The sequence below is a fragment of the Flavobacterium album genome (assembly GCF_003096035.1).
Classification (GTDB): Bacteria; Bacteroidota; Bacteroidia; order Flavobacteriales; family Flavobacteriaceae; genus Flavobacterium; species Flavobacterium album.
This window is the reverse complement of record NZ_CP029186.1, coordinates 3721072-3735681: the sequence shown is the minus strand read 5'-3', so window position 1 is coordinate 3735681 and position 14610 is coordinate 3721072. Positions and strand designations below refer to the sequence as shown.

Genomic DNA, 14610 nt, shown 5'->3' with positions numbered 1-14610 from the left:
ACTACCATGACTACAGAACAACTGCACGCCGAGATACTCCGCAAAAAATCATTCCTGTGCATCGGGCTGGATGTGGACCTGGACAAGATTCCGCAGCACCTGTTAGACACCGAGGACCCTATATTCGAGTTCAATAAAGCCATTATCGATGCTACGCACGACCTCGCGGTGGCCTACAAGCCCAACACCGCATTTTATGAGGCCTACGGGCTCAAAGGCTGGCACGCGCTCGAAAAGACCATCAATTACCTGAACCAGAGGCACCCCGAAATATTCACCATTGCCGATGCCAAGCGCGGCGATATCGGCAATACTTCGGCCATGTATGCTAAGGCGTTCCTCGAGGACCTGGCGTTCGACTCCGTTACCGTAGCGCCCTATATGGGCCGGGACAGCGTGGAACCGTTCCTTGCTGTTAAGAACAAGTTTACCATACTGCTGGCGCTGACCTCCAACGGCGGCGCATACGATTTCCAGACGCAGAAAACCGATGAGGGCGAGCTTTACAAAACGGTTCTCAAAACGTCGCGCACCTGGCAGAATTCCGGCAACCTGATGTATGTGATTGGCGCGACCAAGGCAGAGTACTTTAGCGAAGTCCGCAGGATCGTACCCGACAGCTTCCTGCTCGTACCGGGCGTGGGCGCGCAGGGTGGCAGCCTGAAGGAAGTGTGCCGCTACGGCATGAACGATATCATTGGCCTGCTGGTAAACTCGTCACGCGGCATCATATACGCCGGTAATGGGGAAGACTTCGCCGAAATGGCAAGGGCAGAGGCGTACACGATGCAACAGGAAATGTGCGAGATCATTATTGACTCGCAGCTTTCCAAAGCGCTTGACATACGATAAAGAAATGTCATATTGAGTGGAGTCGAAAGGCGGCATTTCTTAATTTTGCCTACTCGACTGCGCTCGAAGTGACAACGTACGTAATATGAAACTGTATTGCGGTTAATTAAAACTGTAAAATGAAAACCTACACCGACCAGACAGGCCATACCCTAACGCTATCCGCTACACCCAAACGCATTGTTTCCCTCGTCCCGTCGCAAACCGAACTGTTGTTCGACCTTGGGCTCGAAGACAGCCTTGTAGGGATAACCAAATTCTGCGTGCACCCGTACCATTTGAAGTCGACCAAAAAGATAATCGGCGGCACCAAGAAAGTGCATTACGAAAAGATACGGCTGCTGCAGCCCGACATCATCATTGCCAATAAGGAGGAGAATACCGAGGAGATCGTGAACAGCCTGCGGGAAATCGCCCCGGTGTGGACGAGCGATATCATCACGCTGCAGGACAGCCTGGATATGATAACGGAGTTTGGGAAGCTATTCTCAGTGCGTACCGCTGCGGCACAGTGGATAGATAAGATCAATTATGCTTTAGCCGACTTCCAAAAGTTCATGGAGGGGAAGGAGTGGCTTAAAACGGCTTACTTTATCTGGAAGGAACCCTACATGGTGGTGGGTAAGGAAACGTTTATCAACGAAATGATGAAGCTCAACCATTTTAGCAACATCTACGAAGAAAGGGAAGGCCGCTACCCGGAGGTCATCGTTCAGAAAATGCGCATCCAGGGCGACCCCGAAGTAGTGCTGCTTTCGTCAGAACCCTATCCTTTTAAAGACGAAGATGCCTTTGAGCTGGGCAGGCATACCCACCATGCCAAGACCGTTTTTGTAGATGGCGAAATGTTCTCGTGGTATGGCAGCAGGATGGTTAAGGCGTTCGCTTATTTTAAGCAATTGCAGGAGCGGATAGAGGAGCCGGTTTAAAATTATATCTGGACAAACTACAATTGAATGAAAACTATTATTTCCCGGCTTAACTGGAAACTTATTATGCTTCACGGCGTGGCAGCATGGTTTGTGATCTATGCATTCAGATTTTTTGTTTTCAGCTATTATGCAGGGCTAATTACAGAAGCAGATAAAACAGGAATAAAACAAACCGCTGAAAACAGGCCTGAAGAAACTTCTGATTTCATTATAATATTGGCTTTGGGAGGTTTCGTTGGATTGCTGATAGCATTTATCATTTCATCTATCATAACAGTAAAGAACCGGTTATATTGGCTCAATTCACTTATTGTTTTTGTGATTTTATACGTATTGCTCAGGTATAAATTTTTAGGCTATGAATATTTTAAAGACATATTCCTTTTTCCGGGAAAATTTGTAGACGACAAAACGGCTAAATATATAATTGACGGTTCAATAGTCTTATTGATTGGCCTCGTAATTTTCTTCTCTAAAAAGACCAATCAATTTATAAAGACAAACATTCACCCCTCATAGAAAATTCGCGAAAATCTGCCTAAGTCCGCGTCATCCGCGTTTCAAAAGTATTTGTGTAATTTGGTAAAAAAAATTACTTCCGCATCCTCCTAAATAGAAAGATATACTCCTCTGCGGTATCAAAATCCTCATAGCCTACTTTACCGATCACTTTGCCGTATTTATCAAGCGTTACGATAAAAGGGAAAAAGCCGTCGCGGTTGTATTTTTCGGCCAGTATCATTTTTGGGTCGTTGACATTTACAGGCTCAGGATCACCTTTCTTTTGGAGGAAATCGGCGCGCAGCAGTATCCAGTCTTTTTGGGCCGCGGCTTTAAATTCGGGGGTCTGCCAAACCTTTTTCTCCAGTTCCATACAGGGGATGCACCAGTCGGAACCCGAGAAAACAAGCAGTATATTTTTATTGAAAGTAACTGCCTTGCGTTTTGCGGTTTCAAGTTCGGTATTCCATTCCTGCGAAAATCCCACAGCATGTGCCAGTAAGCATAGTAAAATAAGGCTCCTTTTCACGTATTCTTTTTTTTGCAAAAGTAACTAACCTTCGGCTTACATTTCAGCGTATTAACGAAATTTTTTTGAAACAGGCATGGTATCAACAGGCGGCACTGGGGCACAATAAAAATGCCGGTATTCATCATACCGGCATTCTTCTAACTAACCCTAACCAAATGTGAGAAAACCATTTATTAAATGCAAATTACTTAAAAATATCTCTCGCGTATGTTAAGGCTATGTTATTTATAGTTTATTGATAATTAAATTTTTAGCTATCTGTTGTCCTGCTGAGCGAAAACCCTTTTCAGCAGGTCGGATGTCCTTGCATTGATGTTGGTACGGATTTCTTTTTCCTCAACGGCGATCATTTTATAAACACCTTCCAGCGCTTTTGTAGTAACATAGTCGGTCAGGTCGGGGTTTACTTTTTGTACCAAAGGCACTTTATTGTATTGCGTGATGATGCTGCTCCACACTTTATCGGCACCCACTTTATTAAAGGACGATTTGATCACCGGGTTGAATTTGGTATACAGCTGCGATGAGGTCTGGCCTTTCAGGTAGGTGGTAGCGGCTTCGTTGTTGCCCAGCAGTATGTTCTTTGCATCGGTAAAAGTGATATTCTTCACAGCCGAAACGAATATAGGCGTTGCTTCTTTCACGGCATCCTCGGCAGCACGGTTCATCATTTTAAGGCCTTCGTCGGCAAGGCTCCCCAGGCCGATGTCGCGCAGGGTCTTATCCACTTTTTGCAATTCAGCAGGCAGGAGTATCTTTACCAGCTGGTTTTTATAGAAGCCATCGGTCTGCGTAAGCTTGCTCACCTGCTTGTCAATCCCTTTATCAAGCGCTTCCCTGAGGCCGGCAGCGATATCGGCATTGTTGAGTTCGCCAAGTTGTGGTATTTGGGAGGCCACCTGCTGCAATTCGGCGCAGCCGGAGAACATAAAGCAAATTGCGAGAAGCGGGAGGATGAGCTTTTTCATAGGAAAATATCGTTACTTTTTATCCTGTAAAGCAAATACTTTTTTAAGTAAATCGGAAGTCCGTGATGATAAATTTGTCCTAATATTTTTCTCTTCTACCGTGATCATTTTGAATACGCCATCCAGCGCTTTGTTGGTCACATAATCGGTAAGGTCGGGGTTTACCTTGCTTACAAGCGGAAGGGCGTTGTACTTGCTGATGATGTTGGCCCAAACCGTATCGGCACCTACCTTGCTTAATGATGTTTTTACCACCGGGCTAAACTTGCCATACAACGGTGTTGTCGTAGTCTTTTGAAGATATGTAGTAGCCGAGTTATCAGCACCCATAAGGATGTTCTTCGCATCAGTAATGGTCATTTTTGTAATGGCATCCACAAAGATCGGGGTGGCTTCCTTCACGGCATCTTCGGCGGCGCGGTTCAGTACTTTTATGCCTTCATCGGCAAGGCTGGACATTCCCATCTGCCTTAGTTTTTTATCGACTTTCTGCAGCTCTTCCGGCAGTAGTATCTTTACGGCCTCATTTTTATAGAAGCCATCCACGGCGGTCAGCTTGGTAACCTGCTTGGTCACACCATTATTAAGGGCTTCTTTAAGAGCGTTGCCAATATCGGCATTGCTGAAGTTGGACGCTTTTCCGCCGGAAAGCACGTCCTTGCCTTTCCCGATAAGGTCTTTTAACTGCGCATTGGCACCTGTTGTTATCGAAGCTATAAGCAGAAGGGAATAGAATATCTTTTTCATTTTATTAAGGTTTTTTTGATGGAAACAAAAACCGTTCCGAAATAGTAAACCGTAAAAATAAAGTCTAATTTCCTTGCTAAATTTCTTACAGAAAATGTCCTTCCGTTTTGGAAAGTCAGGTAGTAGCCGGCCTCGCGAAACGCACATTGAACACCACTATAGAAACAAGTATGAGCGAATAGGCGGCTATCTGGTATACGGTAATTTCTTCATTATAATAAAAGGCTGACAGTAAGAAACCGATAATTGGATTAATGTACAGCAATATCCCCACGGATGAAGAGCTGATGCCTTTGAGCGCATACAGGTTAAGGAATAGTGGTATAATGGTGAAAATTACTGCTATGATGCCTATGTATCCGTAAAACGAAGCTGCCTGCGGTACAGGGCCGCCGTATGACGGGTAGAATGGCAGCAATAAAAGTACGATGATGATAAGCTGTACGTTCAGCAGCAGGAACTTATCGACACCCGTTATCTTTTTTTGCATGATGAGGTAAAGCGCATAGGTGGCAGCCACTACAAGGCTGTAAAGTATGGTCATAAAGTTATTGTAGGAAAGCAGCACGCACCCCGCAACGCTGAGGCCTACGGCAGCCCATTGCAGCGGGGTTAGTTTTTCCTTCAGGATAAAGTAAGCGAAAACCGTGGTGAGTATCGGGCAGACGAGGTAGGCGAAAGATGCCGCACTAACGCTGATGTGATTCATAACGTAAATAAAGATGAACCAGTTAGCCATCAGCAATAAAGCGCTGCCGAAAGTTAGCAGCAGTAATTTTCTTTTTGCGCCAGGAAGCATTTGCCGGAATATGGCCCGTGTTTCGGCTATTGTGTTCCTGCGGAAAAGCAACGTTATGAGCGACATGGCAGGCGCACAGAAGAATATCCGGTAAAAGAGAATATCCAGGGAAGGGTATGCGTGCAGCGGCTTTAATCCAAAGCTGAAAAATCCCCAAATGAGGAAGGCAGTGATCCCGGCAGCATAGTATTTTGACGACCCCATGGCAAAGTGTTGAATTTGCCGGCAAATGTAAGGATTTCGTTATGCTTTAACGTTGTGGCTGCCAAAGTTTATGATAGGTTTTGCATGTGCAGCCGCTTTAATACGTAAATTAGCGGGTTGCCAAAATCTTCACGAATGACCATCATCGAAATAGAACTGCTTAGTGATGACCTTACTGAAACCACACGGTTTTATAAAAAGGTGTTAGGGCTGGACCCTTATGCTGCGGAGAAGGACCTGGTAACATTCAGTATAGGGGTGACAAAACTTATTTTCAGGCGGTCGGCAGGCATAAAGCCGGTATATCATTTTGCCATCGATGTGCCGAACAACCGCTTTGAAGAAGCCTACCGTATGATGAAATGGCGCACCGAGATCATTTCCGGTGGGCCATCGGGCGATATTGTCGACTTTACTAATTGGGATGCAAAGTCCTTTTACTTTCTCGATAACAACGGTAACATACTCGAGTTTATTACGCGCTACAGTAACAAGAACTTTTCGAATTATCCTTTCAGCAGCAATTCGTATATCAACATCAGCGAAATAGGTATGGTAACCAACAATGTGACCGAGCTCGCCGAAACCCTTGTAAAAGAATATGGCCTGCCCATTTTCCACCGCCAGCCACGGGGGGAGAACTTTACAGTAGTAGGCGATGATGACGGGTTGTTCATCCTCGGGAGCAAAGGCCGGGACTGGTACCCGACAAAGGTTCATGCGCAATCGTTCCGCACACGGGTTGTTTATTTTCATGAAGGCAATGTGGGGCATATTGTGAGATGATATTTGTTCTTTTTTATAAATTGGCTGCAAATTATAGAGATGACTAAAGAATATTTTACAGAAGCCGTTTATAAATATTTCCCAAGAGGTATAAATGAAATAAGCCATCTTCAGGATTATATGGCTTCCACTGAATTTATAGCTTTGTCAAACAAATGCCATGAAGAAGAATTGAGAAAAAAGAATGGCGATTTTGATAGGTTCTATAAAGAAATAGAATCGCTGGATACTTTAAAGAATTTCTATGATTTTACTTTGTTCCACCAAAATGACCGGGCGCATAACCTACAACTTGGAGAATTGATCGGTACAAAGCATTATTCCATTTGCCTTTATGTCAGCATTATTATTCCTTATTATGTTATCTATGTTTTGGAAACTGATGTAAGCCATGCTCTGGCAGAACCGGTTGATTTTCTTCGGCCTGGCTACAAAGAGCCAAAAAGAAGCCATGAAATGGAAATGTATTATAAACCCTTGATGGATCAGATGGGAGATGTGGCGAAAAAATATTTTCATGCGCAACAGTTCCCCGAAGAATTAGTACATACAATAATTCCGGATATCAGTTATCAGGCGATCCCATTTGGGGAATTTACATTCTTCAATGCATTCTTTCACGAAAGTTACTACTATTTCAGGCTTTGATGTTTCGTAAATATATAAAATAACGATAACACGATATTACCGTCCGCGTGAAGGATAGAGGCGGCATACCCGTAGCTTGCGGAGGGATATAGCCGATAGCCAGACAGCGAAGCTTGCGTAGCCGGCACGCCCAAATTTCGAAAACGTTTTCTTATATAAATATTTTTACGCCCGTCTGCAATTAAAATTTTAATAAATACGTAAATTGCGCTCTCAAAATTGAATAATTCATAATGGAACAAGCTGTACCTTATATTCCTAAGAACAAAGTAAGGATCGTTACTGCCGCATCGCTTTTTGACGGGCACGATGCCGCTATCAATATCATGCGCCGTATCATCCAGTCCACCGGCGTGGAAGTAATCCACCTTGGGCACGACCGTAGTGTGGAAGAAGTAGTGAACACTGCTATTCAGGAAGATGCCAATGCAATTGCAATGACCTCCTACCAGGGCGGGCACAACGAATATTTTAAATACATGTACGACCTCCTGAAGGAAAAAGGCGCGGGCCACATAAAGATATTCGGCGGTGGGGGCGGAGTGATCCTTCCTGAGGAAATAAAGGAACTGCAGGACTACGGCATTACCCGCATTTATTCTCCGGACGATGGGCGTGAGCTTGGGCTTCAGGGTATGATCAATGACCTGGTAAAGCGTTCCGATTACCCTGTTGGCGATTCCCTTAATGGTGAGATCAACCACCTGGAAGAAAAGAACCCGACAGCAATAGCAAGGGTAATATCTTCGGCGGAAAACTTCCCTGAGATTGCAAAAGAAACGCTGGATGCCATCCATAAGCAGAATGAAACGTCACAAATCCCGGTATTAGGTATCACGGGTACGGGTGGTGCGGGTAAATCATCATTGGTAGATGAGCTTGTTCGCCGCTTCCTGATCGACTTTCCTGAAAAGACTATCGGCCTTATATCTGTCGACCCATCCAAGCGTAAGACAGGCGGGGCATTGCTGGGCGACCGTATCCGTATGAACGCCATCAACAACCCAAGGGTGTATATGCGCTCATTGGCTACAAGGCAGAGTAACCTCGCCTTATCCAAATATGTTGCTGAAGCCATTCAGGTGCTAAAGGCAGCGAAATACGACATCATTATCCTTGAAACTTCAGGTATCGGGCAAAGCGATACCGAGATACTCGAGCATTCGGATGTATCATTATATGTAATGACACCTGAATTTGGTGCTGCTACACAGTTGGAGAAGATCGATATGCTTGATTTTGCCGATCTGGTTGCCATCAATAAATTCGACAAGCGCGGGTCGCTTGATGCACTTCGCGATGTGAAGAAGCAATACCAGCGCAACCACAACCTGTGGGATGCCAACCCTGACGACCTTCCGGTTTTCGGGACGATAGCCTCACAGTTCAACGATCCGGGCATGAACACGCTCTACAAAAAGATCATGGACAAAGTGGTGGAGAAAACGGGCGCCGACCTGAAAACGACCTTCGAAATCACCCGCGAAATGAGCGAGAAGATCTTCGTGATACCACCGCACCGCACCCGTTACCTTAGCGAAATTGCAGAGAACAATCGCAAGTATGATGAGGTGGCCATGGGCCAGCAGGAAGTGGCGCAAAAGCTGTACGGGCTTTATAAGACCATTGAGACCGTTACCGGGAAAACGCCTGTTATCAGCAAAGCCGGTATTGATGAGGCATCTGTTGCTGTAACAGGTGACGATAAACAGCAATTCCTTTCGCTCCTGCTAAAAGAGTTTGACCGTGTAAAAATGAACCTTGACCCATACAACTGGGAGATCATCCTTACTTGGGACGACAAGGTGAACAAATATAAAAATCCGGTATATTCCTTTAAAGTTAGGGATAAGGAGATCAAGATACAAACACACACCGAATCGCTTTCGCATTCGCAGATACCTAAGGTGGCCCTGCCGAAATACAAGGCGTGGGGCGATATCCTGCGCTGGTGCCTGCAGGAGAATGTGCCGGGCGAGTTCCCGTTCACATCGGGACTATACCCGTTCAAGCGTGAGGGTGAAGACCCATCGAGGATGTTTGCCGGAGAGGGCGGCCCTGAGCGTACCAACAAGCGTTTCCACTATGTGAGTGCCGGACTGCCTGCCAAGCGCCTTTCTACTGCTTTTGACAGTGTGACGCTGTATGGCAACGACCCGCATGTACGCCCCGATATTTATGGGAAGATCGGTAACGCCGGTGTATCTATCTGCTGCCTTGATGATGCCAAGAAATTGTACTCAGGCTTTAACCTGGCCCACCCGCTGACATCGGTGAGTATGACCATCAACGGGCCTGCGCCAATGTTATTGGGCTTCTTTATGAATGCCGCCATCGACCAGCAGTGTGAGCTTTACATCAAAGAGCACGGCCTGGAAGCAGAAGTAGACAACCACATCAACGAAATATACAAAGCAAAAGGCATTGCACGTCCGCGTTACAATGGCGAACTGCCTGCGGGTAACGACGGCCTTGGCCTGATGCTGCTTGGCGTGACCGGCGACCAGGTACTGCCTGCTCATGTGTACAATGAAATAAAAGTCCGCACACTGACACAGGTGCGCGGTACCGTACAGGCCGACATCCTTAAAGAAGACCAGGCACAGAATACCTGTATCTTCTCGACCGAATTTGCATTGAGGCTGATGGGCGACGTGCAGGAGTATTTTATTACGAACAACATACGTAACTTCTATTCGGTTTCCATATCCGGCTACCACATTGCCGAGGCCGGTGCCAACCCGATAACACAGTTGGCGTTTACATTGGCGAACGGCTTCACTTACGTGGAATACTACCTGAGCCGCGGTATGAACATCAACGATTTCGGGCCGAACCTTTCGTTCTTCTTCAGTAACGGCATCGACCCTGAATATGCGGTGATTGGCCGTGTGGCGCGTAAAATTTGGGCGAAAGCCCTGAAAAATAAATACGGCGCCAATGAGCGTGCGCAAATGCTGAAATACCACATCCAGACATCGGGCCGTTCGCTGCACGCACAGGAGATCGACTTTAATGACATCCGTACAACACTTCAGGCGCTGTATGCAATATATGACAACTGTAACTCATTGCATACCAATGCGTATGATGAGGCTATCACGACGCCCACAGAGGAAAGCGTGCGCCGTGCGATGGCGATACAGCTGATCATTAACAAAGAGCTTGGCCTTGCGAAGAATGAGAACCCGATACAGGGGTCGTTCATCATCGAAGAGCTCACTGACCTTGTAGAAGAAGCTGTACTCGCTGAATTTGACCGTATCACCGAACGTGGCGGCGTGCTTGGCGCCATGGAGACCATGTACCAGCGCAGCAAGATACAGGAGGAAAGCCTTTATTACGAAACGCTGAAGCACACAGGCGAGTTCCCGATCATTGGGGTCAATACTTTCTTAAGCTCGAAAGGGTCGCCAACGGTTATCCCTGCTGAGGTGATACGCGCAACCGAAGAAGAGAAGCAGTTCCAGATCGATGCGCTGGAAGCCCTGCACACCATCCATGCCGACAAAGTAACGGAGCAGCTTGCTATTGTGCAGGATGCAGCGATACAGAACAAGAACATCTTTGAGCAGCTGATGGAAGCTACAAAAGTATGCTCCCTGGGCCAGATCACTTCGGCGTTGTTCGAGGTAGGAGGGCAGTACAGGAGGAATATGTAATTCTTTTAGATTATTAGATTTTTAGACTGTTAGATTATTAGATAGAAGCCTTCCGTAATGGGGAGGCTTTTTTGTTGGAAAATGTAATGAAGTTACTATCATCTGCATCAACATTTTTGGCTACTGCTTAATCATAGCGTAATTTAGCTGTACTAAAAAACATACTATGCAAACGATTACAATTACTTCCGAAAAGAACCGCCGCTATACCGCACTTATTGATGGCAAGCCCTTTGGCACGCTATATTATCCCAAATGGTTCTCGCAGGACGCGGAAATAACCATCGGAGCCTCAATGTATATCCTGAAAGGAAAAGGCTTCTGGAAAACCCATGGCGAGGTGCTGAAAGATGGCATGCCCATTTTCGATATAAAGACGAAGTGGAGCGGTAATGTGATAAGCAGGACAAAAGAAGCCCATCATTTTTATACGTTAAAGCCAAAAGGCTTTTTTAAGTGTGGTTATGTGTTGGAAAACTACAAAGGTGAAGTAGTAATGGAAGTGAAGCAGGAGTTTTCCTGGAAGTTTAACCCCGGGTATCTACTTACTGTAAATGAGGATACCATGACAGAAGATACAATGCTCCTTGCGCTCGTAGCAATGCATTATTTCCGGGCTGCGATGAATGCCGCGGCCGCTTCAGTTGCAGCCGCAGGCTAAACTACATCCTGTCGCAGTATCCCAATAAATAATAAATCACTACAAATGCTATAATGGTGCCGATGCATCCGCCCCCGATTTTTTTTGCGCCCCAGCCTGCTATGAGGCCCCTTATTAATTTGTTCATGGTGTGTTTCTTTTTTTGTTTACTTAAAATTAGAAACACCATTCTGCAAAAAGAAGGGATTTAACGTTTGGTAAGGTTTTTTTGTCCGATGTCTGATGTCGGATGTCCGATGTTGTAGTTCCGCCCCCAAACATCCGACTTCCAACCCTACCTTTAAACTTTTCATAAATATAACCGGCTCACATTCAATGCTTGCTGGATATTGGTAACTTTATAGTAAATCCATACCTTACAGCTATGAAAGCACTTCTCCTCATATTTGTTTTCCTGCTTGGTTTTTGCCCGGCGCAGGCACAGGTTGCAGGGTGTACCGACCCGCTTTCCAATAACTACAACCCGCAGGCCACGATAAATGATGGCAGCTGTACCTACAGTTCGTCATCGGTTGCACCAACAACTTCAGTAAACCTTCCGAATACCGTGGAAGAAACTTCCGGCCTTATAAAGTGGGACAAGCGTTTGGTAACGCATAACGACAATACCGATATCAAATTGTATTCGCTCGACAGCATCACGGGGGCTGTACTGCAAACACTGCCTGTAACCGGTACTTCCAACAAGGACTGGGAGGAAATTTCGCAGGATTCCCAATATGTTTATATAGGCGACTTTGGTAATAACAGCAACGGCAACCGCAATAACCTCAGGATAATAAGGGTAGGGAAGGCCGACCTCCTCTCGGGAAATGTTCAGGCCAATTCCATTAATTTTTCGTATTCCAACCAAACCAATCTCACACCTACAGGTGGCAACAATACCGACTTTGATTGTGAGGCTTTTGTAGTGGCGCAGGACAGTATCTACCTGTTTACCAAGCAGTGGGTCAGTAAAAAAACAAGTGTTTATGCACTGCTTAAAACGCCGGGCACGTATGTCGCACAGCTTAAAGCTACTTATAATGTGGACGGGCTTATTACAGGTGCAACCTATCTCGAAGATAAAAAGCTGGTAGTGCTAACCGGCTATAGCAGCCTGGTACAACCGTTCTTTTACCTGCTGTATGACTTCAATGGGCATAATTTTTTCAGTGGAAATAAGCGGAAGGTAAGTATGTCTTCCATGGGCTTCCACCAGGCCGAAGGGATTACTACTTCTAACGGGCTCGACTATTTTGTAACCAATGAACATCTCGTAAAAGCACCTTTTGTGAACGTGCCGCAAAGGCTTCACAGGTTCGACCTTTCGGCATATCTTCAGGAGTATTTGGAGAACCTGCCGCTGGCAACTATGCGCAATGATATAAGAAACAGGATACGGGTTTACCCAAATCCCGTAGGCGATATGCTCCATATAGAAATAGAGCCGTCACTTGCAGGTATCCAGTACGATTTTATTGATATGAATGGGCGTAATGCTTTAAGCGGTACGCTCACAGGCGGGCAGAACAGGATAGACGTAGGCAGGCTTCAGTCAGGCGTTTATATCATTAAAGTTAGTGAGTTTCCGGACTATTCGTACAGGCTGGTCAAGCGGGATCGATAGGCCTTCATCAATACATAAACTCAGGTATCGCCTTCTTTATTTCGCTCTCCGACATGTTGCTTTCAGTCCTGTCAAGGGCATGATCATCTTTAGGATCGTATTTTAATTTCCCTACGGTATATTTCCCCGCCGAAATTCCATGTTCGATCTCGCGTTGCAGGCGGTAGGTATCCCTGTGATATTCTTCAACCTGATTTTCGTCTGTGAATTTCCGATAATAGTTAGGCTCGCTCCTCCAGTATACTAGCTTTGCAGTTGCTGTCTCGCACAGTTCATGGCGAATTACCGCGAACATGTATTCCACATCTTCGTCCCAATTGAATTTATCGGCAAATGTATAAAGGGCTTTTGCGGTTTTTATTTTCTCCACTTTAAGATGTATGCCGGCAACTTCAGCATTTCGCCGCCTTAGTTCTGCAGCAGCTTTTTCTTCGGGGCTAATTTGTCCGTAACGCACCAACACATCATTAGCCATATCACGCACCTGGCTATTTCCCGAGCGGGTAAGCCTTTGGATATCATCGGTTATTTCGGGATAAATGGGTGCATTTTTGCTCCAGAACGCCCTGATAACCATAAAATGGTTCTGGCTGCGGTTGGGCTTAAAGTTGTGTTGCAGTTCGTCTAAGAACACGGCTATTTTTTCAGGCTGGTCTGTGGTGTTAGATCTCATGGCTTCATTCGCCAAATGCGCATTTTTACCTGTTAAGAGCTTTTTTATTTCACTGATGATATCGCTGCTGAAATGCTTTACTTCAATCATGCCAAGCACCTGTAAGGTTTCAATGACGACCTCCTGTTCCGCCGACTTCAACAACGCTCCATACTTCTCTATTTCTTCCGGCTGTGGAACGATCTCATACATGCCTTCTTCTCCGGTTGGCTTGCAGGACATAAAGAATGCCTCGTCGTCGTCATAAACCTTGCTTTTTAAATCAGAAAATCCCCATCCGCCATAAATTTCCTTAAGGCTGCGGAGTATTGCTAATAATTCCGTGGTATCTTCCGCTACATACAGTTTTTTTGTGAAAATGTCTTTTTCTTCAACCGGCATAGTAAGGCCATAGAGCGCTTCCCAGAAATTGCCGTTTCGTTTTGCCAGCTGTTCTTCGCAGGTTTTCAGGTCACAACCCGAATATTTCAGTAGTTTTTCAAGTAATAATTGCTTATCCTCCATAACATTCCAATGGCTCTAATGTGATTTCGTTTGTGTCTGCGGGCGATGCCGGTTCCATCACAAAAATAAATTCAGGGAATGCATATTTACGAAGCTTTGCTTTAGTGTAAACATTTACCTTGTGATAGCCTGTTGGGATGTCGATTTTCGGCATGCTTTTTAAAAGCCGCTTGGTATCAAAAGGGCTGTCGTCAACATAAGCCCCGAAATCGCCGCCTTTCCAGTCGCATACACGCGTAAAGTCGCCATGGGCCATCAGCCGGACTTCATCGCCCTCTTCCACCTTTAAGTAGTTATTGGAATCATTCAGCTTCCATTTCGCTGTATCTACTTCCTCTTTGTCAAAAACAAATGATATAGCTTTCACATCGCCGTCGGTGGTTATAATATGGATGGTGCCGTTTTTTATCAGTTCAGACAGGCCTTCAGGATAATCATAATTAAACCCGTTTATGGGGAAGGTTCCTTTCAATTTGGTTGTATTTGCTATAACCAGTACACCATCTGTATTGAAATCTTTTATCGTCTTCAT

Annotated in this window: 15 protein-coding genes; 8 read left to right on the top strand and 7 right to left on the bottom strand. The window is 45.5% G+C overall.

Going from position 1 to position 14610, the window contains the following annotated elements; genetic code table 11:
- Positions 1-6: 6 nt before the first annotated feature.
- From pyrF to HYN59_RS16730, 3 genes are all read left to right on the top strand, one after another.
- The gene (pyrF, locus tag HYN59_RS16740; RefSeq protein WP_108779375.1) at positions 7-852 is read left to right on the top strand and encodes an orotidine-5'-phosphate decarboxylase; all 846 of its coding nucleotides are present in this window, start codon (positions 7-9) and stop codon (positions 850-852) included.
- Between the two features lie 119 nt (positions 853-971).
- Positions 972-1781 (top strand): ABC transporter substrate-binding protein, encoded by an 810-nt coding sequence (locus HYN59_RS16735; RefSeq protein ID WP_108779374.1) that lies wholly within the window; start codon positions 972-974, stop codon positions 1779-1781.
- Between the two features lie 27 nt (positions 1782-1808).
- The gene (locus HYN59_RS16730) at positions 1809-2303 is read left to right on the top strand and encodes a hypothetical protein (RefSeq protein WP_108779373.1); all 495 of its coding nucleotides are present in this window, start codon (positions 1809-1811) and stop codon (positions 2301-2303) included.
- 73 nt (positions 2304-2376) lie between these two features.
- On the opposite strand, the gene HYN59_RS16725 is transcribed toward HYN59_RS16730, so the two are convergent.
- The 4 genes from HYN59_RS16725 to HYN59_RS16710 form a co-directional block, all read right to left on the bottom strand.
- On the bottom strand, positions 2377-2814 hold the full coding sequence (locus tag HYN59_RS16725; RefSeq protein WP_108779372.1) for a thioredoxin family protein: 438 nt from the start codon (positions 2812-2814) through the stop codon (positions 2377-2379).
- A gap of 257 nt (positions 2815-3071) precedes the next feature.
- Positions 3072-3785 carry a DUF4197 domain-containing protein gene (locus HYN59_RS16720; RefSeq protein WP_108779371.1) on the bottom strand — a complete coding sequence of 238 codons (714 nt, stop codon included), beginning with the start codon at positions 3783-3785 and terminating at the stop codon, positions 3072-3074.
- 12 nt (positions 3786-3797) lie between these two features.
- Positions 3798-4532 carry a DUF4197 domain-containing protein gene (locus HYN59_RS16715; RefSeq protein ID WP_108779370.1) on the bottom strand — a complete coding sequence of 245 codons (735 nt, stop codon included), beginning with the start codon at positions 4530-4532 and terminating at the stop codon, positions 3798-3800.
- Positions 4533-4647: 115 nt separating this feature from the next.
- Positions 4648-5535 (bottom strand): EamA family transporter, encoded by an 888-nt coding sequence (locus tag HYN59_RS16710; protein ID WP_108779369.1) that lies wholly within the window; start codon positions 5533-5535, stop codon positions 4648-4650.
- 135 nt (positions 5536-5670) lie between these two features.
- Here HYN59_RS16710 and HYN59_RS16705 point away from each other — a divergent pair, with 135 nt between their 5' ends.
- The 4 genes from HYN59_RS16705 to HYN59_RS16690 all read left to right on the top strand — a co-directional run bounded on the left by HYN59_RS16705 (position 5671) and on the right by HYN59_RS16690 (position 11292).
- Complete coding sequence (locus tag HYN59_RS16705) at positions 5671-6321, top strand: VOC family protein (RefSeq protein ID WP_108779368.1); 651 nt, start codon at positions 5671-5673, stop codon at positions 6319-6321.
- Between the two features lie 39 nt (positions 6322-6360).
- Positions 6361-6969, top strand: coding sequence for a hypothetical protein (locus HYN59_RS16700; RefSeq protein WP_108779367.1), 609 nt, complete (start codon positions 6361-6363; stop codon positions 6967-6969).
- A gap of 233 nt (positions 6970-7202) precedes the next feature.
- Positions 7203-10631 carry a methylmalonyl-CoA mutase family protein gene (locus HYN59_RS16695; protein WP_108779366.1) on the top strand — a complete coding sequence of 1143 codons (3429 nt, stop codon included), beginning with the start codon at positions 7203-7205 and terminating at the stop codon, positions 10629-10631.
- A gap of 166 nt (positions 10632-10797) precedes the next feature.
- On the top strand, positions 10798-11292 hold the full coding sequence (locus HYN59_RS16690) for a hypothetical protein (protein WP_108779365.1): 495 nt from the start codon (positions 10798-10800) through the stop codon (positions 11290-11292).
- A gap of 1 nt (position 11293) precedes the next feature.
- Here HYN59_RS16690 and HYN59_RS18395 read toward each other — a convergent pair whose 3' ends face one another.
- On the bottom strand, positions 11294-11419 hold the full coding sequence (locus HYN59_RS18395; protein WP_281261173.1) for a hypothetical protein: 126 nt from the start codon (positions 11417-11419) through the stop codon (positions 11294-11296).
- A gap of 237 nt (positions 11420-11656) precedes the next feature.
- On the opposite strand from HYN59_RS18395, the gene HYN59_RS16685 reads away from it, so the two are divergent.
- Entirely contained in the window at positions 11657-12901 is a 1245-nt protein-coding gene (locus HYN59_RS16685) for a T9SS type A sorting domain-containing protein (RefSeq protein WP_108779785.1), read from the top strand.
- Between the two features lie 7 nt (positions 12902-12908).
- Here the strand turns inward: HYN59_RS16685 and HYN59_RS16680 are convergent, their stop codons facing one another.
- Both HYN59_RS16680 and HYN59_RS16675 read right to left on the bottom strand, forming a co-directional pair.
- A complete protein-coding gene (locus HYN59_RS16680; protein WP_108779364.1) occupies positions 12909-14078 on the bottom strand; it encodes a DUF4274 domain-containing protein in 1170 nt (389 codons plus the stop codon).
- Positions 14068-14610 carry a hypothetical protein gene (locus HYN59_RS16675; protein WP_108779363.1) on the bottom strand — a complete coding sequence of 181 codons (543 nt, stop codon included), beginning with the start codon at positions 14608-14610 and terminating at the stop codon, positions 14068-14070. Before HYN59_RS16675 ends, HYN59_RS16680 begins: the two co-directional genes overlap by 11 nt.